Consider the following 18,128-nt stretch of genomic DNA (forward strand, 5'->3'; position numbering starts at 1 on the left):
CGGGGCGCGGCCGCCGGGCTTTGAAGTGATTCCATTGGTTTTGACGCCTTCACTGTCTCGCGCGGGCGCGCAGGGCGCCGGCGGCCCAGAAGAGGAGGAAGGCTGCGATGTTGACGAGGACCACGCTGGCCCCCGTGGGGGTGTTGTAGAGATAGGAGCCGACCACGCCGAGAGAGAAGCAGAGGACCGAGACGCAGGCGGCGCACACTGTCACGCTCCGGAATCGTTTGCACACCCGCATGGACGTGAGAGCGGGGAAGATGATGAGGCTGGAGATCAGCAGTGCGCCCATCATCCGCATGCCAAGCACGATAGTGACCGCCGTCAAAAAGGCGATCAGCATGTTGTACAGCCCAACCTTGATTCCCGTGGCCCGCGCGAAGGTCTCGTCGAAAGTGACCGCAAAGAGCTTGTTGTAAAACAGGACAAACAACGTCAGCACCACGACGGCCAGGACGACGCTCAGCGTGACGTCGTCGTGGCGCAGGGCCAGGATGCTGCCGAACATGTAGTTGCAGACGTCCGTGTTCATGCCTGTCGTCATCGAGATGACCACGACGCCCACCGCCAGGGACCCGGTGGTGATCAGCGCGATGGCCGCGTCGCCCTTGATCTTGCTGTTTTCACTGATGCGCAGCAGCAAAAACGCCGCCAGCACCACAATGGGGATGGACACCGTGAGCGGCGCCATGTTCAGCGCCGTGGCGATGGCGAGAGTCCCGAACCCGACGTGCGAAAGCCCGTCGCCGATCATGGAGTAGCGCTTCAACACCAGGCTCACGCCGAGCAGCGCCGCACAGAGCGAGACCAGCAGACCCACCACCACCGCGCGGATCAGAAAAGTATACGAAAACATCTCCATGAGGATCTCAAACATGCCGCGTTCCTCCTTCGCCTTCGCCGCTTGCACCGGCTCCTTCGGCGTGCGCGTCCCCCGTGGCCTGCGGGGGGAGGCCCAGAAATTCGATCCCCGCGCGGGAGGTCATATACTCTTTCGTCAGGCCGAAAAACACCTGCGTGTGCCGGAGCTGTAAGATGTGGCTCGCGTCTCGCACCGCGCTGCGGACGTCGTGGGAGACCATAATGATGGTGAGACCCGCGCCGTTTAAGTCTTTGATCAGCCGGTAGAGCTCTCCGGTCATCACCGGATCCAGCCCGGCGACCGGTTCGTCGAGCAGCAGCAGCGTCCTTGTGGCGCAGAGGGCGCGGGCCAGCCGCACCCTCTGCTGCTGGCCGCCGGAGAGTTCGCGGTAACAGTGGCTGCGCAGCGCCGTGAGCCCGAGCCGCTCCATGTTGGTCTCCGCGTCCGCCTTGTCCCGCCGGGTGTAAAACGGGCGCAGGCCGCGGTGGGACAGACAGCCGGAGAGAATGACCTCGTATACGCTGGCCGGGAAGTCCTTTTGTACAGCAGTCTGCTGCGGCAGGTAGCCGATCTCGTCCAGCCGAAGGCCGTCACCCATCAGGACGCCCCCGGCCTGCGGGGCCTTTAGCCGCAGGAGCCCCTGTATGAGCGTGCTTTTGCCGGAGCCGTTTTCCCCGACCACGCAGAGGTAGTCCCCGCGGTGGACGGCAAAACGCAGGCCGCTGACGGCGGTCTTGCCCTCATAGCCAAACGAGGCGTCCTGACAGGTGATCAGCGCCATCTTATCCCAAGGCCTCCTTCAAAGTATCCACATTTTCCCACATCACGTCCAGATATCCGACGCCGTTTGTAAAGTCCGTCTTAGAGATGTTGTGCGCCGCGTGGAGAAGGCGCACCTGCGCGCCGGTGGCCTCGCTGATGGCGTCCGCCATCTTTTCATTCGAGAGCTCGATGTGAAAGACGACCGGGATCTGTTCCGCGTTGATCTTGTCGATCAAAAAGGCCACGGTCGCCGCGCTCGGCTCCGTCTCGGTGGAGCAGCCGGGGAAAGCGGCAAAGTAATCGAGACCGTAAGCGTCCGCGAAATAGCGAAATGGGAACCGGTCGCCGAGGACGATCGTCTTGCGCCGCGCGCCGCTTACCACTTCCTGGAAGGCGGCGTCGAGCTTGTCGAGCTCGGCTTGGTACGACGTCGCGTTTTGCCGGTAGGTATCGGCGTTCGCGGCGTCCGCCTCGCAGAGCGTGTCGGAGATCTTTTGTACGATCAATTTGGCGTTCCGCGGAGACGTCCAGACATGTTCATCGTACTCAGGCCCCTCCTCTTCAGGGTCTTCGTGCTCCTCTTCCTCTTCTTCTTCCTCGTGGTCGTGTTCGTCGTCTTCCATGCCCTCGACGATCTCTTCCTCCACCACCTCCACGCAGTCCATCAGCGTGATGATCTTCATGTGGCTTACGTCCATCGATGAGAGCACATCGTCCACCCAGGCGTCGGAGTCGCCGCCGACATAGAGAAACACGTCGCAGTTTTGCACCTGGATGGTATCCTGCGGCGTCGGCTCGAAGGAGTGACTTTCGGCGGCGGGCGGCAGGAGCATGGACACGTCGGCCTTGTCGCCCGCGATCACGCGCGCGAAGTCGAAGGGCGCGAACGTCGTGGCGACCACGCTCAGCCGGCCGTCGTTCTCGTTTTTATCGCCGGTGTTCAGTGCCCCGGTCGGGCTGCAACCGGCCGCCCCCGTGGCCAGAATGAGACCCGCGAGGGCACAGGCGATCCATCGTTTCATTGAGAAAAAACCTCCCTTGTTCTGTCATTGGGTGCAAAAAAACAGGGAACGCCCGCGCCGGGCGGCCGGACGGCGTCACACCGTTGGCTGCGGGCGCGGCAATCCCTTAGGGAGATTCTCTCAGTTATTGCACCTGACTTTCAGGCGCACGGGGCTGACGCAGCCCCCGAGGGCTGCAAGCGTTTTCCAGACGGTGTGGACGGTGCGCAGCCAGACGACGACCAGCCAGACGGCGATCGCCGTCTGGCTGCATTGTTTCAGCCACTGCCCCAACACCTGCGCGCAGACCGCGCAGCACCCGCCGGGGCCCTCGTGGTCGTGGTTGTGCGTCAGCACAAAGACCGCCGAGGAGACGGCGGCGGCCGCCACGCAGAGGCACAGCAACAGCGCAAGGGCCTTGGCGCGCGGCGTGTACCGCCGTACGCTGCTGTTCATCGCCGCGCCCCCTCTCCAAACCGATCGCCTGCTCCGGATGTCCCGCGCCCGGGCAGCATCGCCTTCCGACGGCGTCCGGGTTCGCCTCGTCTGCGGCGCCCATCGAAAATCGCTTTCATTGTAGCAGGGACGCCCGGGAAAGTCAATGGACCCCGAGTCCCTCCGTTCACATCCCCTCCGACCGTGCGTCCAGTACGTCCGCGATGATCCGGTTGGAGAGCAAAAATCCTTGCGGCGTCAGACGCCAGCGGTCCCCTTCGCTGCGGGCGAGACCGCGGGCGGCTTGGGCCTCCAGGGCGCGCTCGATGGGTTCGAAACTCTGCTTGTAAAGACGGACATACTCGTTGCCCGACACGCCGTCCGCCGTGCGCAGGCGCAGCATCAGGTACTCCGCCGCCCGCGCCTCGATGGGGATCTCCTCCAGCTCGCGCAGGATGTCGCCGCCGTCCAGCACGCCGCGCACGTAACCCGTGAAGTCGCGGACATACGACCAGCGCCGACCGCCAAAGTCCGAACAGGCCGACGGACCGAGACCGATGTAGGGCGCCAGTGTCCAGTACTTTAAATTGTGGCGCGAGACGCGCCCGGGTTTGGCAAAATTCGAGATCTCATATTGGAGATATCCATTTTCTTCCAATGCGGCGACGGCGGCCAGATATTGATCGGCCTGTGTGTCGTCGTCGGGGAAGACGTAGTCGGCCCGGTCGCGCCAGAGCGGCGTGCCCTCCTCCAGTTTGAGGCCGTAGCAGGAGATGTGTTCTGGCGCCCATGCGACGGTCTCAAGCAGCGTCGCGCGCCACTCCTGCGTTGTCTGCCCAGGCAGGCCGTAGAGCAGATCGACGCCGATGTTGTCAAAACCGGCCGCCCGCGCCTCATCGAAGGCGGCCCGGGCCTGGCGCGCGTTGTGGACCCGCCCCAGCAGGGCGAGCGTGTCGTCGTCCAGCGACTGCACGCCGAGAGAGAGACGGTTGAAACCCGCCCGCCGGAGCTTTGCCAGCAATTTGCCATCCACAGTGCCGGGGTTTGCCTCCAGCGTGATCTCCGCGCCGGCGGCCAGCGGGAGGCGCCGCCGGATAAGATCCATCAGCGCGTGCAGCGGTTTGAAACCCAGTACCGGCGGCGTGCCGCCGCCAAAATAGACTGTGTCCACCGTGTGACGCGTGAGGGCGGGCGCCGTCTCCGTCAGGTGGGCGGACAGCGCCTTGGCGTAAGTCTGTTTGGCGCGCTCGTCCCCGTCCGGCACCGAATAGAAGTCGCAGTAGTCGCATTTTTTTTGGCAAAACGGAATGTGGAAATACAGCCCCACGGTCTGCCCCATCGCGCACGCCCCCATTCTGATATCTCTGTAGCGCGCCGCTACTCGTCCAGTTTCAATACGGCCATAAAGGCCTCCTGCGGCACTTCGACGCTGCCGAGGCTGCGCATGCGCTTCTTGCCCTCTTTCTGTTTTTCGAGCAGCTTCTTCTTCCGGGTGATGTCGCCGCCGTAGCATTTGGCCAGCACGTCCTTGCGCAGGGCCTTGACGGTCTCGCGGGCGATGATCTTCCCGCCGATCGCCACCTGCACCGGCACCTCGAACATCTGCCGGGGGATGTTGTCCTTCAGCTTCTCTGCGATGCGCCGCGCGCGCGGGTAGGCCTTTTCGGCGTGGACGATGAAGCTCAGCGCGTCCACCGAGTCGCCGTTCAAAAGAACGTCCAGCTTGACAAGATCGCTTTTGCGGTACTCGGAAAATTCGTAGTCGAGTGATGCGTACCCGCGCGTACGGGATTTGAGCGCGTCGCAGAACTCATAGATGATCTCGCCAAGCGGCAGATCGTAATGCATCTCCACCCGGTCGGCGTCGAGATATTTCATGTCGCGAAACGTCCCGCGCCGTTCCTGACACAGGTCCATGATACTCCCGACGTACTCGGAGGGCGTCAGGACGTTCGCCTTGACAAAGGGTTCCTCCGGGTAGTCGAGCTCCGTGGGGTTCGGGTAGTTGAGCGGGTTGTCGATCAGCACGGTCTCGCCGTTTGTCCGGTGGATCTTGTAGATGACGCTGGGCGCGGTCGTGATGAGGTCCAGGTTATATTCCCGCTCCAGACGTTCCTGGATGATCTCCATGTGCAAAAGACCCAAAAAGCCGCAGCGAAAGCCGTAGCCCAGCGCCACCGAGGTCTCCGGTTCGAAGGTCAGGGAGGCGTCGTTCAGCTTCAGCTTGTCCAGCGCGTCGCGCAGGTCCGGGTACTTGGCGCCGTCGGCCGGGTAGACGCCGGAAAAAACCATCGGCTGCGCGCGGCGGTAGCCGGGCAGCGGCTGCGCGGCGGGCCGGGCGTCGTCGGTGACCGTATCGCCCACCTGGGTGTCGCGCACGGTTTTGATCGAGGCGGTGAAGTAGCCCACCTCGCCGGCCGTGAGCCCGTCGGCGCACGGTTCCATCCCGAGCGGGCGCAGCACGCCGGTCTCCACGACCTCGAACACCGCGCCGGTCGCCATCATGCGAATGACCTGCCCCGGCTGCAGCCGCCCCTCCATCAGCCGGATGTAGACGATGACGCCCCGGTAAGAGTCGTATTGGCTGTCGAAGATCAGCGCGCGCAGCGGTGCGTCCGCGTCGCCCGAGGGCGCGGGGATGCCGGACACAATGGCTTCCAGCACCGCGTCGATGCCCTGCCCCAGCTTGGCCGAAACGCGGGGCGCGTCCAGAGCGGGCAGACCGATGACATGTTCGATCTCCTGAATGGCCCGCTCCGGGTCGGCGGAGGGCAGGTCGATCTTGTTGAGGATCGGCAGGACCTCAAGGTCGTGTTCGAGCGCCAGGTAGGTGTTGGCCAGGGTCTGCGCCTCGATACCCTGCGCGGCGTCCACCACCAGCAGCGCGCCTTCGCAGGCGGCCAGGCTGCGGGACACCTCGTAGTTGAAATCCACATGGCCCGGCGTGTCGATGAGATTCAGCACATACGCCTGCCCGTCGGCCGCCGTGTAGTCGAGCCGCACGGCGCGCGCCTTAATCGTAATGCCCCGCTCGCGTTCCAGCTCCATGTTGTCCAGGATCTGGTCGGCCATCTCACGCTGAGCCACCGCGTGGGTGGACTCAATCAACCGGTCGGCCAGCGTAGATTTCCCGTGGTCGATGTGAGCGATGATGCAAAAATTGCGCAGCATGTCTTGCTTTATCACCGGAAGTCTCCTTCCCACCGCGCGGAAGCCGCGGCCTCTCGCGCCTTTGTACCTCAAAGTGTAGCCTATGTTCGCGCGTGTGTCAAGCCGCACCGAGGCAAGTCCCGCGCAGCGCCGTTTCAAAGGTATGGGCCCGCGGCGATCGGGCGATACTGAAACGGGAGGGGCGGTGAAAGGAGGCGCGTATATGACGAGAGTGAGAGACCCGTTTGCCGTGGAGACCGCCGATGGGTTCCCGGTACTGCACAGCGGGCCGGCCAGCCGGCCGCACGCCGCCCGCGCGGTAAGCGGACCGGCGAAACAGCAAAAACATGTGAAATCAGAAGAAAAACCGCCAAACAAGGAGAATGCGGGAGACAAGTAGGCCAGGTAAGGATACAGCGGCCCCCTATGGTCAGGAAAGGTCAAAATAGAAATTGCCATTTGGGAGCGAAACGGGTACGATAAAAATAAAGGTCAGGGAATGTCAAGCAGGGGGACGAGGCCCATGGCGATGAGCGATCTGATCGAGAAATTCCTGCTCCAGATGCTTGAGGAGCTGGGCGGCGTCGCCGAACTGCAGCGCGGCGAATTGGCCGAGCGGTTTTCCTGTGTGCCCAGCCAGATAAACTATGTGCTGATGACGCGCTTCAGCCCCGAGCACGGGTTCCTTGTGGAGAGCCGGCGGGGCGGCGGCGGGTATATCCGCATCACCCGTGTCTCCCCGGAGCCGACGGCGCTGCTGATGCATGCGATCAACGCCGTCGGGGAGGCGATTGACGGCCCGAGCGCCGCCGCCTTTTTAAAGAACCTGCTGCAGGCGGGCGTGCTGTCGCTCGGGGCGGCGCGTCTGATCGGGGCCGCGCTGGGCGACGCCGCGCTGCGCGCTGTCCCGCGGGAGCGCCGGGACGCCGTGCGGGCCGGCATTCTCAAACAGTGTCTGGTACACACGTACTACAGTCTGTGACACCCCGCCAGAGCGGAAATTTGCAAAAAATGGAACGCGCGGGGTATCTGAGAGGCCGTTTGCATCGATATTATAATTTGGACAGCCAAAGTGCCGGCGCCGCGCCGGACGCGAAGTGTCAAAAGGGAGGGATTGTATGTTGTGTCAACATTGCGGACAGCATGAGGCCACCCGGTTTTACCGCACGACGGCAAACGGCAAAACCCAGGAACTCTGCCTCTGCCAGGCATGCGCGGCCGCGGCCGGGCTGGAGGGCGAGTTTCCGCAAAATTTCCCCGTTTTCTTGGGCGACATGCCGGCCATCCTGTCCGACATGATGGGCTTGCGGGCCCCGGCGGGCCGGCAGGTGCGGGGGGTCTGTCCGTCCTGCGGCGCCAACCTGCAGGAGATTTCACGGACGGGCAAAGCCGGCTGCGCGGCCTGCTACACCCATTTTCAGGCGGTGCTCCTGCCCTACATCCGCAAGATGCACGGCAATGCGGTTCACACCGGCCGGGCCCCCCGCGGGCAGCGCGCGGAGCTGCGCCGCCGGAGCGAACGGACCCAGCTGGAAGCGCAGCTGCAAGAGGCGATCGGCGCGCAGGCGTTCGAACGCGCCGCCGAGCTGCGTGACGAGATCAAACGGCTGGAGAAGGAGGTGTGAGACGTGGCGGCTGACAAAAAAAAGGAGGAGGCGCGCCGTGATGTGTACGACGACATCGCGGTGAGCACGCGCATTCGGCTGGCCCGCAACCTCGCCGACATCCCCTTCCCGGGCCGGATGAGCGACGAACAGGCCGAAGAGATTTTGGAGAAAGTCTCCGGCCTGTTCCGGCCGCTGGCCGACGGCGCGCGGTTTCACACGGTGCGCCTGACGAAGGAGAACCGGTTGGAAGCGCGGGTATTGGTCGAAAAACATCTGATCTCCCCCGAATTTGCCGGTTCGGACCGGCCGCACGGCGTGATCCTCTCGGAGGAGCGCGGCGTCAGCGTGATGGTCGGAGAAGAGGACCACATCCGCATCCAGACCATCGGACCCGGGCTCTGTCTGGAGGAGCGCATGCAGGAGGCGCAGCGCGTGGACGAGGTCATCGACGGCGGGCTGCCGTATGCTTTTGACGGGGATTTCGGCTATCTCACCTCCTGCCCGACGAACCTCGGCACCGCCCTGCGCGCCAGTGTGATGCTGCATCTGCCGGCGCTCACGGAGAGCGGCGCGATCCGGGAGATCATCGCGGCCGTCGGCAAGATGGGGCTGGCTGTGCGCGGTCTCTACGGAGAGGGCTCCCAGGTCCAGGGGGCGCTGTACCAGGTGTCGAACCAAGCCACGATGGGCCTTGCCGAATCGGAGATCATCAGCCGTGTGACGATTGTGGTGGAGCGCATTGTCGAGCAGGAGAGGGCCCTGCGGGCTCGGTTTAAGTCCCAGCGGCCGGTGCGGTTTGGGGACAGGGTCTGGCGCGCCTGGGGTCTGCTCGCCTACGCGCGGCTTCTCCCCGGCGAGGAGACGATGCGGCTGTTGTCCGACCTGCGCTGGGGCGTGGCCGAAGGGGAACTGCCCCCGGTACCGATGGCGCGGCTGAACGATTTGCTGCGCGACATCCAGCCCGGTGTGCTGGCGAACGCGGCCGGCCGGATGCTGGACGCCGGTGCGCGCGACGCGGCGCGGGCCGACGCGGTCCGCGCCGCTCTGGCGGCGGTAAATGCAAAGGAGTGGAAACGAAACGATGTATGAGAATAGATTCACCGATCGGGCGCAGGCCGCGATCCGGCTGTCGCACCAGGCCGCGGCCGAGCTGGGGCATGGCTATGTGGGCAGCGAGCACCTGCTGCTGGGACTTTTGTTAGAGGAGGAGGGCGTGGCGGCCCACGCGCTCCGGGGTGTGGAGATCACGGCGGACGCGGTGCGCAAACAGGTGATAGAAGCCGTGGGCCAGGGAGAGCCCAACCAGACGCCGGTGCAAGGGCTCACGCCCCGGTCCAAGCGGATCATTGAGCTGGCGTTTGCCGAGGCGGGGCGCATGGGACACAGTTATGTGGGCACCGAGCACCTGCTGCTGGGCATCTTGCACGAATCCGACTCCGTTGCCGCGCGGCTGCTGACCGCGATGGGGATGGATATCCGCCGGGTGTATCAGGACATCGTGGGTACGCTGGGCGCGGAGCCGTCCCGCCAGGGCGCCGGCGTCGGCCCCGACGTTGGCGGCGGGCGGGGCCAGTCCCGCGGCCGGCGCGGGGAGACAAAGACGCTCGACCAGTTCGGGCGCGACCTCACCGACTACGCGCGGGAGGGGCGGCTGGACCCGATCATCGGGCGGGACGCCGAGATCCAGCGCATCATCCAGATCCTCTCGCGCCGGACAAAGAACAACCCGGTGCTGATAGGGGAGCCGGGTGTGGGCAAGACGGCCGTCGCCGAGGGGCTGGCGCAGAAGATCGTGGCCAGCGAGGTGCCGGAGAACCTGCGCGACAAGCGCGTCGTGACACTGGATCTTTCTGGCATGGTGGCGGGCACGAAGTACCGCGGCGAATTCGAGGAGCGCATCAAGGCCGCGATGGAGGAGATCCGCCGGGCCGGCAATGTGATCTTGTTCATCGACGAGATCCATACGGTCATTGGCGCCGGCGCCGCCGAGGGCGCAATCGACGCGGCCAATATCTTAAAGCCGGCGCTCTCGCGCGGGGAGATTCAGGTGATCGGCGCGACGACGCTGAACGAGTACCGCAAACACATCGAAAAGGACGCCGCGTTTGAGCGCCGCTTCCAGCCGGTTACGGTGGGTGAGCCCTCCCAGGAGGAGACCGTCGCCATTTTGAAGGGTCTGCGCGACCGCTATGAGGCCCACCACAAGGTGAAGATCTCCGACGCGGCCATCGAGGCGGCGGTTGTAATGTCCACGCGCTACATCTCCGACCGGCAGCTGCCGGACAAGGCCATCGACGTCATCGACGAGGCGGCCAGCCGGCTGCGTTTGCAGAGTCTCACGGCGCCGCTCGACCTCAAGGAGCGCGAGGAGAAGGTGCAGAAGCTGGCGCAGGAAAAAGAGGAGGCCGTCCACATGCAGGACTTCGAGCGGGCCGCGCGTCTGCGCGACCAGGAAAAGGCCCTGCGCACCGAGATTGAGGCCGAACGCACGTCGTGGCAGGACGCGCAGTCCCGGCAGTCCGGCGAGGTGGGCGAGACCGAGGTGGCCGCCGTGGTGTCCGGCTGGACCGGCATTCCGGTCACCCGCCTGACCGAGTGTGAGTCCGAGCGGCTGCTCAAGATGGAGGAGACGCTGCACGGCCGCGTCATCGGGCAAAACGAGGCGGTGAGCGCCGTCTCCCGCGCGATCCGGCGCGGGCGCGTGGGGTTGGGGGACCCGAAGCGGCCGATCGGCTCGTTTATCTTCCTCGGGCCCACCGGCGTGGGCAAGACGGAGCTGTGCCGCGCGCTGGCCGAGGCGCTGTTTGGCGACGAGAACGCGATGTTGCGCGTTGACATGTCGGAGTTTATGGAAAAGCACACGGTGAGCAAGCTGATCGGCTCGCCGCCCGGGTACGTCGGTTTCGACGAGGGCGGTCAGCTCACCGAGAAGGTGCGCCGCCGGCCGTACAGCGTCATCTTGTTCGACGAGGTTGAAAAGGCGCACCCCGACGTGTTCAACATCCTGCTCCAGATTTTGGAGGACGGCATCCTGACGGACAGCCAAGGCCGCCGCGTGGATTTCAAGAACAGCATTGTGGTTATGACTTCCAACGTGGGCGCGCGCAGCATCACGGAGCGCGGGCGGATGGGTTTTGCCACCTCCGAGCGGGAGACCTTGAGTACCGCGGAGCTGCGTTCGGCGGTGATGACCGACCTGCGGCGCGCTTTCAGGCCGGAGTTTTTGAACCGCATCGACGAGATCATCGTGTTCCACCAGCTCACGCGGGAGGACATTCGTCAGGTGGCCGCGCGGATGATCCGCCAGGTGGCGCAGCGTGTGGCGTCCCTCGGCGTCACGCTGGAGACGGACGACACGGCGCTCGATCTGCTGGCCGAGCGGGGTTTCGACCCCGTCTACGGCGCCCGCCCGCTGCGGCGCGCGATCCAATCGGCCATCGAGGACGCCGTGGCGGAGCGCATGCTGGACGGTCGCGCGAAGCCCGGGGACACCCTCCGTGTCAGCGCCCAAGGCGGCGAATTCTCCCTCGCCCTCGCGGCCCCCGTTATCCCGCCCCCTGCCCCGGTGCCGGCGCCCGTCATATAATCAGCGCCCCGCCATCGAAAGCACATCAAAAATTTTCACATTTTTGGATGCAGGTTTGAGTGAATAAAAATATGGGAAAAGATAAGCTTTTTCATAAAAAATAGAAGAAACTGCAATAAACAAGAGAAAATCGACCAATAACAGGAAGTATTTGTAAGAGTGCTTGCAAATACTTCCTGTTATTTCTATGGGAAAATCTACGATATATCGTAAGAAAGCACCATCCACTTCGAAGATGTAACAGGAGGAATGGAATGTGAAGACAAGAACAAGAGCGATGAGTTTTGTGCTGGCCTTTGTCATGTTGCTAACGGTGACAGCCATTGGCGTTTGGACAGCGCAGATATCTTCTGTCGCGACAGCCTCAGAGCCGCTCGATATGCAGGCGGTATTACAAGAAGGGGATCCGTTTGCATTCATGAAAAATGAATATGGGCTAGGAGATTCGCTGCAAGACGAATGGGTGCAAACCCCGCAAAGCGTGGCTGTGCCGGTGCAGAGATACATCGTCAAGTATAAAGAGGGCGAGGAAGCGCAGGCCAGAGAAATGGTCGCTCCTCTTGTGTCGAGCTCACAGACGGTACAAGAGAAAGTGGACAGATTCAAAGAAACCGCATCGACGTCCCTTACGTTTGTGAACCCGGAAATGGGCGGTACGCCGTCCCGCACTGACTTGGCGACAGTGGACATGGAACGGCTGGAGGTACTCACGCTGCAGGAACCGCTGCTTCCGTCAGAGTTGTCTCAACAACTAGAAGATATGGGGGTCGGCTCTCATATAAGATATATTCAACCCGACTTTTGTCTTTCTCTGAAGGACTTGTCATTGGAATTGGAGACGACATCGGACTCAGGGACGACTTTGACAGAGGAAACGGAAGTTGTGTTTGGAGGAGGAACAACATCGTTCGAGTCAATTGAACAGACCGAGGGCTCCGAACAGGCGGCGCCCGTCTTGGTGGCCATGATTGACACAGGCGTAGACACAGCGCACGAGGACTTGGCGGACTTTCTGGTGGAGGGCTATAACGCGACGGACGGTACGAATCTCATATACGGCGTTGATCTGCCGGCGGCATACACACATGGCGTACATGTTGCCGGACTCATTCCGATACGGCGAGAGAGACGGATGCGAATGTAAAGATTTTGCCCATTCAGGCATTCAGGAACGCAGTGGCATACACCAGTGACATACTCGCCGCTATCGCCCATGCGGAGGAACAGGGCGCATCTATTGTGAACTGCAGTTTTGGGAGCACGTCTGACAATCCGGCGCTGTTTGAAACGATTCGAGACAGCAATATGCTGTTTGTCTGCGCGGCCGGCAACAGCCGGCATGACATGGCGGAGACGCCGTCGTACCCGGCGGCTTACGATCTGCCCAACGTGATCGGCGTCGCCTCAGTCAACAATGACGGGGGTCTCAGCTATTTTTCCAACTACGGGGCCGGCATTGTGGACATCACCGCGCCGGGGCGAAGTGTCATGTCCACAATACCTGAAAACGGAAGAGGACCGATGACAGGCACGTCTATGTCGGCCGGTATCGTGACGGGCGCGGCGGCAGCGGTGCTGTCGCTGGTGCAAGGAGAGGACCCGGATTTCGATCTGGCGTCTCTGCGCTTACGATTGCTGGATACGGCGGATCAGCTGAGCAATCTTCAGGATTATATATCTGAAGGCAGGCGGCTCAATTTGGCCTGCGCGTTGGAGGGAGAAAATCTGGGTGGCGTTCTTGATCTGGAGCCGGAAGAGGACACCGATGAAGCCGGTTATCAAGAAGATACCGGCGAACAGTTCTCCCTGTATTCGGGAGAGACAAATCAACCCACCAATATTGTGGTAAGTGCCACTCCGGTGTATCCTCCCCAAGAGTCAAGCGTATATCAATATCTGTTGATCGGTTATATTAGCGTTACGGTGTACGATGCAAATAACAATGTGTTGACAGGGCAGTCTCTTACCTTCGGTGTCCAAAACGGAGATGGAAGTGTTGTCGTGGATGCGAGCACGGGTCAGATTTTGATGCATTTTACCGCGACGAGTTTTCCAAGCAATCTTGTGGTATGGGCGGCCTGCGGTTCTATCAAGGGATACAGCGCCCCGCAGTCTTCTACAGTGCCCGCCAATCTGACGGTCTCTCTTTCCTCCGACAATCTGACGATTCCACAATCCGGCTCTGTCACAACGACGGCTGTGGCGACGGTGCGGAATTCCAGCAACGCGGTGCTCACGGGACAAAGCGTCTCGTATGCACTGGTGAGCAGTTACACCGGGGTGAGCATCAACAGCAGTACAGGTGTCGTGACAATATCTCCGTCGGCGTCCGCAGGAACCGTCACGGTACGGGCCACTTGTGGAGAGGCTACCAATACGGCGGCGTTCAATTTGACATCGTCATCCGGCGCGCCAGCCACGCTGACAGCGACGATAACACCGGGCACACTGACGATACCATCTTCCGGATCGTCGACCGCTACGGCAACCGCCACGGTGCGAGATGCGAACAACAGTGTGCTCACAGGGCAGACAGTCACCTATTCCTTGGTTACCGCCAAGACCGGTGTAAGCATCAACAGCAGCACCGGCATCGTGACGGTATCATCTACAGCGACAGCCGGGACAGTGACGGTCAAGGGAACCTGTGGGAGCATAACGGGCACAGCCACATTGACGCTGACGACAGCTGTGCCGTCGAGTCTCACCGTGACGCTTACCCCAAGCACTGTGACAATCCCGACAAGCGGGACGGCCACATCTACGGCGACGGCCACAGTGTGGGACGTGAACAACAATGTGCTTATCGGGCAAACGGTGACATACTCGCTGACAACCTCAAAAACAGGCGTGAGCGTCAACGGAAGCAGCGGTGTGGTGACGGTATCATCCACGGCGACAGCCGGCACGGTGACGGTCCAAGGGACCTGCGGGAGTGTGACGGGCACGGCCACATTGACGCTGACGACAACTGTACCGTCGAGTCTCACCGTGACGCTTACGCCGAGCAGCGTGACAATCCCGACAAGCGGAACAGTCACATCCACGGCCGCGGCGACAGTGCGGGACGCGAACAACAATGTGCTTACCGGGCAAACAGTGACATATTCGCTGCCGACGTCGAAGACAGGCGTGAGCGTCAACGGAAGCAGCGGTGTGGTGACAGTGTCGTCCACAGCGACAGCCGGCACAGTGACAATCCAAGGGACCTGTGGGAGCGTGACGGGTACAGCGACATTGACGTTGACATTGACATCCTCGGCGGTCAGCATGACGTTACAGGCAACGGCCAATAAAATCTACCACGTTTCAGTCAAAGGGAACAACGTAAGCTCATTCAGCGGGACAACCTATACGGTCACCTATGATGCCTCCAAACTGGAACTGCAGGACTTTGCCGCACAGACAAAACAGGGCAAGACAGCGCCGGGCGCGGTGACAGGCACAGGCCTCACCATTGTGTCGCACAGCAACGGCGTCCTCACTTTCACAGTGCAAAAGACGATCTCCAGTGGGTACAAGTGGTCGGGTGTATTGACGGTGTTGAAGTTCAGGGCTCTGTCAACTGGCAGCAACAGTCTGCAGGTTGCATAAAACACGTATTGAGTTCATAAACAATCCAAAAGACAATATACTGGGGGAAATAATATGAAGAAGTTTTATCGATTCGTCGCGTGTCTGCTGAGCGTAGTTCTTTGTGTTTCTCTGGCGCCGCGCGGGGTTGTCGTTCTTGTTAGCGCTGACAGTGAGACAGCGCAAGAGTTTACCGGCTACACGGTTAGGAGTGCGGAAGAGTACGAGGCGGTCAAAGAAGAGCTTGGATCCATTGCGCCCTTGACCAGAGAGTGTGACAGGTATTCGATGCTGTCCGATGCGGAAAAGGACAAGATTCTTACACTATATGGGATTACAGTGCCTGAGATGGAAGAACTGGAAGAATTGGGATTCTCCATCTCGACATCCGCACAATATGCCCGTGTTATGAACACCTATGACCTGAGCATGGAAGAAGTGGTTTATGCGGCAGACATGTTTGGTGATGTCAATTTGTTGGCGGTAGAACTTCGCCGATTTGGAGAATTCATCGCAGACAAAGAGTTGTCGCAAGAGATGATCGATCATGTGCGTGCCATGGTACTGGAAGGGCATGAATATGTGAAGGCAATGTATTCGTACGCAGCGGCCCAAGTCATGCAAATGGACGCCGAGACAGCGTCCGCATCGTCGTCAGGTATGCAAGCAGCGCCCGTCAGACGCTCACTGCTCAGCGAGCAGGAAGAATCACTCTTAAGCGAAGAGATGCTATGGTTTGAGTCGGAGGATCTGCAGGACTCTGAGTCGGTAGTGGACGAACATATCGTGGCACTGTCCGAATTTTATGGGATAGACCCGGAAGTTTTGCAGGAATATCTGGATGAAACAGCGATAGACATAGAAGAATTTGAAGAATTGCTAAAGGATGCGATGCTGGAACTGTGCCCTTCAGATGAGGAGACAGGAGAAAGTACAAGCCTGACGCAAAATCAGCTGAGCTCGGCATCCATGACGGCATCAGTATCATATAGCGCTATGTCGGGCACAGGAGAAGAGGAAGATGTAATATCAGCACCGTTTACATATCAAAAGACAGAGTATGAGAGTGTCAATTTGAATACAGGCGACTATATGTATGAAGAGACGGATCTGGTGTTACCTGGGAAGAATGGATTGGACTTAGTATTGACGCGCAGATATGATTCTTCTGACGCTAATATAGAAATTCCTTGGGGATTTGTAAGCAATCCAAATGCGATTGTGTACACACTCCGGTACGTATATTATCTGCAAAGCGCAGGCACGAATGATTTGGAATGTTATGAGAGCAATCGGATCTCTCCGAATCAATATAATAGATATACATGGGGAGATGGAGTTGCACATGATGTGCTATTACACGAATCAGCCATGGTAAGCTATGCTGGCCAATATGACTATTATATGGATCTAAGTGATGGAAGATGGTATTTTTGGGACACCTTCAGTATGAGAAACATGAACATTCAGTTCAGGATAAAAGACAAAGACTACATGATGCAGTGTATTGAGCAGTATATTGAACCGGCAGTATTCACATCAACTGATACTGTGACTGGAGAATTAATTGGTATTTTAGCGCAGCCTGAGATCATTGTCAATGAAAACACGCTAAGTACCGCAGCCTATAGTGGTACAAGCACTTTGGCAAATGCATACTCCCAAAACAGGTACGGATTGGGTATAGGATGGAGTTATGCTTTTACCTCCATTGACAAATATTTTGATACGACATATGACACTGACCTTATTGAGAATGAGACCCACTTTATGTTGAATCTTGCGGACGGGCGGAAATTTAGAGTCAACTTCGAGAACGGAGATACAGGCGAAATTGAAGGATATCTCGGCGAGAATATTATATTAACGACACAGAACCAAGGCGGCGCCAATCAGACGTATACAGTGAGATATGCAGATGGCAAGACAGAGACGATGAATAAGGACGGTTTTATCACACAGATTAAAGATAGGTACAACAACAGCATCAATTTTATCTATGAATACACATCCAGCGAGTACGATAGCCTTAGTCGAGCGAAGAAGATGACGATTACAGATACATTGGGGCGTGTTGTGACACTCGACGATTTTCAAAACAACTCAAGCAAAAGAATTTTAACGGCGCCAGATGGCACAACAAAAGAATTTACATTGGCGACGGATAACAGCAATGGAAGAACATACAAATATCTTACAGAAGTCAAAGATGAAAATGATCGTGCGACAGAATATAGATCAATTATACGTGAGGAAGAATTTAATGTATTTTCTCCTCGCCCACTGGAAGAAGATGGACTTATAGGGAAGATAGGGCGGAGATATTTGACGACAGTTTTTTACACAACGAATGTTGAAGAAGAAGAAGACGGAAGATGGTCCTTGCAATTCACCCAATGGGGCAGCTCTTTAAGGCACATTTCTAATGGAATTGGTCATCAGGGATATAGAAGGTTGAAAACGCGTTATATTTTTAGAAACAAGGTGGGAGAAAAGAGAACCAATATGACAGAATATTCCTACGAAAGTGATCCGACGGCTTACGGTCACACATATTTGTGGATTAACGGGAATGCCACAAAGTATTCCACCACGGCGAAAGATTATTACTACTGGTGGTGTGTCCCGGAAGGGGAGACGCGTCAAGGTAGCTTTATGGTTTATTACGGCAAAACACGATACGAATTTGACACCAGCAATCGGATGCGGCGAGAAAGGGTATATACGGCGCTCACAGATGAAGCGCCATATATACATGTAGATTTGTCAAATAATTCTATTATAAATCCTGACACACGGATACAAGAGAGAGATTACACATATGGCTGGACGGAGAAGCCGATCTCCATAGTTGAGCGGACATACAACTATGCCGGCGGAGGTGATTACGTAGAGAAAAGCCATCTATATGAATATGATTGGACAGGCAATGTCACGAAATATACAGACCCTGTCGGACATGTCACGGATTATACATATGATATTTCGACTGGAAACTATAATATGCCGCTGACAAAGACATACAAGCGTGACGCGAATACGACGATCAAAGAGCAGTACACCTTGACAGCTGATAAAAAGGACATCAAAATCCACGAAGCATATGAGAACAATGTGCGCAAACAGAAGACAGAGTACACCTATGACACTTA

At 59.0% G+C, this 18,128-nt stretch carries 12 protein-coding genes and 1 pseudogene; 7 read left to right on the top strand and 6 right to left on the bottom strand.

Going from position 1 to position 18,128, the window contains the following annotated elements:
- Positions 1-49 precede the first annotated feature (49 nt).
- The 6 genes from LBK75_10800 to lepA form a co-directional block, all read right to left on the bottom strand.
- Positions 50-877 carry a metal ABC transporter permease gene (locus LBK75_10800; GenBank protein ID MDR1158769.1) on the bottom strand — a complete coding sequence of 276 codons (828 nt, stop codon included), beginning with the start codon at positions 875-877 and terminating at the stop codon, positions 50-52.
- On the bottom strand, positions 870-1,643 hold the full coding sequence (locus LBK75_10805; GenBank protein MDR1158770.1) for a metal ABC transporter ATP-binding protein: 774 nt from the start codon (positions 1,641-1,643) through the stop codon (positions 870-872). The genes LBK75_10800 and LBK75_10805 overlap by 8 nt, the downstream gene beginning before the upstream one ends.
- A gap of 1 nt (position 1,644) precedes the next feature.
- Entirely contained in the window at positions 1,645-2,646 is a 1,002-nt protein-coding gene (locus LBK75_10810; GenBank protein ID MDR1158771.1) for a metal ABC transporter substrate-binding protein, read from the bottom strand.
- A gap of 120 nt (positions 2,647-2,766) precedes the next feature.
- A complete protein-coding gene (locus LBK75_10815; GenBank protein MDR1158772.1) occupies positions 2,767-3,081 on the bottom strand; it encodes a hypothetical protein in 315 nt (104 codons plus the stop codon).
- A 166-nt stretch (positions 3,082-3,247) separates the two neighbouring features.
- Positions 3,248-4,399: a radical SAM family heme chaperone HemW gene (gene hemW / locus LBK75_10820; protein MDR1158773.1), complete on the bottom strand. Its 1,152-nt coding sequence runs from the start codon at positions 4,397-4,399 to the stop codon at positions 3,248-3,250.
- Between the two features lie 38 nt (positions 4,400-4,437).
- Positions 4,438-6,231: a translation elongation factor 4 gene (gene lepA / locus LBK75_10825; protein ID MDR1158774.1), complete on the bottom strand. Its 1,794-nt coding sequence runs from the start codon at positions 6,229-6,231 to the stop codon at positions 4,438-4,440.
- A 202-nt stretch (positions 6,232-6,433) separates the two neighbouring features.
- Between lepA and LBK75_10830 the strand changes: the two genes are divergently transcribed.
- From LBK75_10830 to LBK75_10860, 7 genes and pseudogenes are all read left to right on the top strand, one after another.
- Complete coding sequence (locus tag LBK75_10830; GenBank protein ID MDR1158775.1) at positions 6,434-6,610, top strand: hypothetical protein; 177 nt, start codon at positions 6,434-6,436, stop codon at positions 6,608-6,610.
- A 123-nt stretch (positions 6,611-6,733) separates the two neighbouring features.
- Entirely contained in the window at positions 6,734-7,192 is a 459-nt protein-coding gene (locus tag LBK75_10835; protein MDR1158776.1) for a CtsR family transcriptional regulator, read from the top strand.
- A gap of 136 nt (positions 7,193-7,328) precedes the next feature.
- A complete protein-coding gene (locus LBK75_10840; protein ID MDR1158777.1) occupies positions 7,329-7,835 on the top strand; it encodes a UvrB/UvrC motif-containing protein in 507 nt (168 codons plus the stop codon).
- Between the two features lie 3 nt (positions 7,836-7,838).
- Positions 7,839-8,906 carry a protein arginine kinase gene (locus tag LBK75_10845; GenBank protein MDR1158778.1) on the top strand — a complete coding sequence of 356 codons (1,068 nt, stop codon included), beginning with the start codon at positions 7,839-7,841 and terminating at the stop codon, positions 8,904-8,906.
- Positions 8,899-11,403 carry an ATP-dependent Clp protease ATP-binding subunit gene (locus tag LBK75_10850; protein ID MDR1158779.1) on the top strand — a complete coding sequence of 835 codons (2,505 nt, stop codon included), beginning with the start codon at positions 8,899-8,901 and terminating at the stop codon, positions 11,401-11,403. The genes LBK75_10845 and LBK75_10850 overlap by 8 nt, the downstream gene beginning before the upstream one ends.
- Before the next feature lie 964 nt (positions 11,404-12,367).
- Positions 12,368-14,997 (top strand): annotated as a pseudogene (locus LBK75_10855) (S8 family serine peptidase).
- 54 nt (positions 14,998-15,051) lie between these two features.
- The coding region (locus LBK75_10860) for a DUF6531 domain-containing protein (protein ID MDR1158780.1) at positions 15,052-18,128 on the top strand (3,077 nt) is incomplete at its 3' end.

The sequence above is a fragment of the Oscillospiraceae bacterium genome (assembly GCA_031265355.1).
In the GTDB taxonomy this organism is placed as follows: Bacteria; Bacillota; Clostridia; order Oscillospirales; family UBA929; genus JAIRTA01.

What these genes read in the sequence shown, in the direction of transcription:
- LBK75_10840 (MDR1158777.1), top strand. Translation starts at nt 7,329, where the DNA reads ATGTTGTGTCAACATTGCGGACAGCATGAGGCCACCCGGTTTTACCGC.
- LBK75_10815 (MDR1158772.1), bottom strand. Translation starts at nt 3,081, where the DNA reads ATGAACAGCAGCGTACGGCGGTACACGCCGCGCGCCAAGGCCCTTGCG.
- lepA (MDR1158774.1), bottom strand. Translation starts at nt 6,231, where the DNA reads ATGCTGCGCAATTTTTGCATCATCGCTCACATCGACCACGGGAAATCT.
- LBK75_10850 (MDR1158779.1), top strand. Translation starts at nt 8,899, where the DNA reads ATGTATGAGAATAGATTCACCGATCGGGCGCAGGCCGCGATCCGGCTG.
- hemW (MDR1158773.1), bottom strand. Translation starts at nt 4,399, where the DNA reads ATGGGGCAGACCGTGGGGCTGTATTTCCACATTCCGTTTTGCCAAAAA.
- LBK75_10810 (MDR1158771.1), bottom strand. Translation starts at nt 2,646, where the DNA reads ATGAAACGATGGATCGCCTGTGCCCTCGCGGGTCTCATTCTGGCCACG.
- LBK75_10805 (MDR1158770.1), bottom strand. Translation starts at nt 1,643, where the DNA reads ATGGCGCTGATCACCTGTCAGGACGCCTCGTTTGGCTATGAGGGCAAG.
- LBK75_10835 (MDR1158776.1), top strand. Translation starts at nt 6,734, where the DNA reads ATGGCGATGAGCGATCTGATCGAGAAATTCCTGCTCCAGATGCTTGAG.
- LBK75_10800 (MDR1158769.1), bottom strand. Translation starts at nt 877, where the DNA reads ATGTTTGAGATCCTCATGGAGATGTTTTCGTATACTTTTCTGATCCGC.
- LBK75_10830 (MDR1158775.1), top strand. Translation starts at nt 6,434, where the DNA reads ATGACGAGAGTGAGAGACCCGTTTGCCGTGGAGACCGCCGATGGGTTC.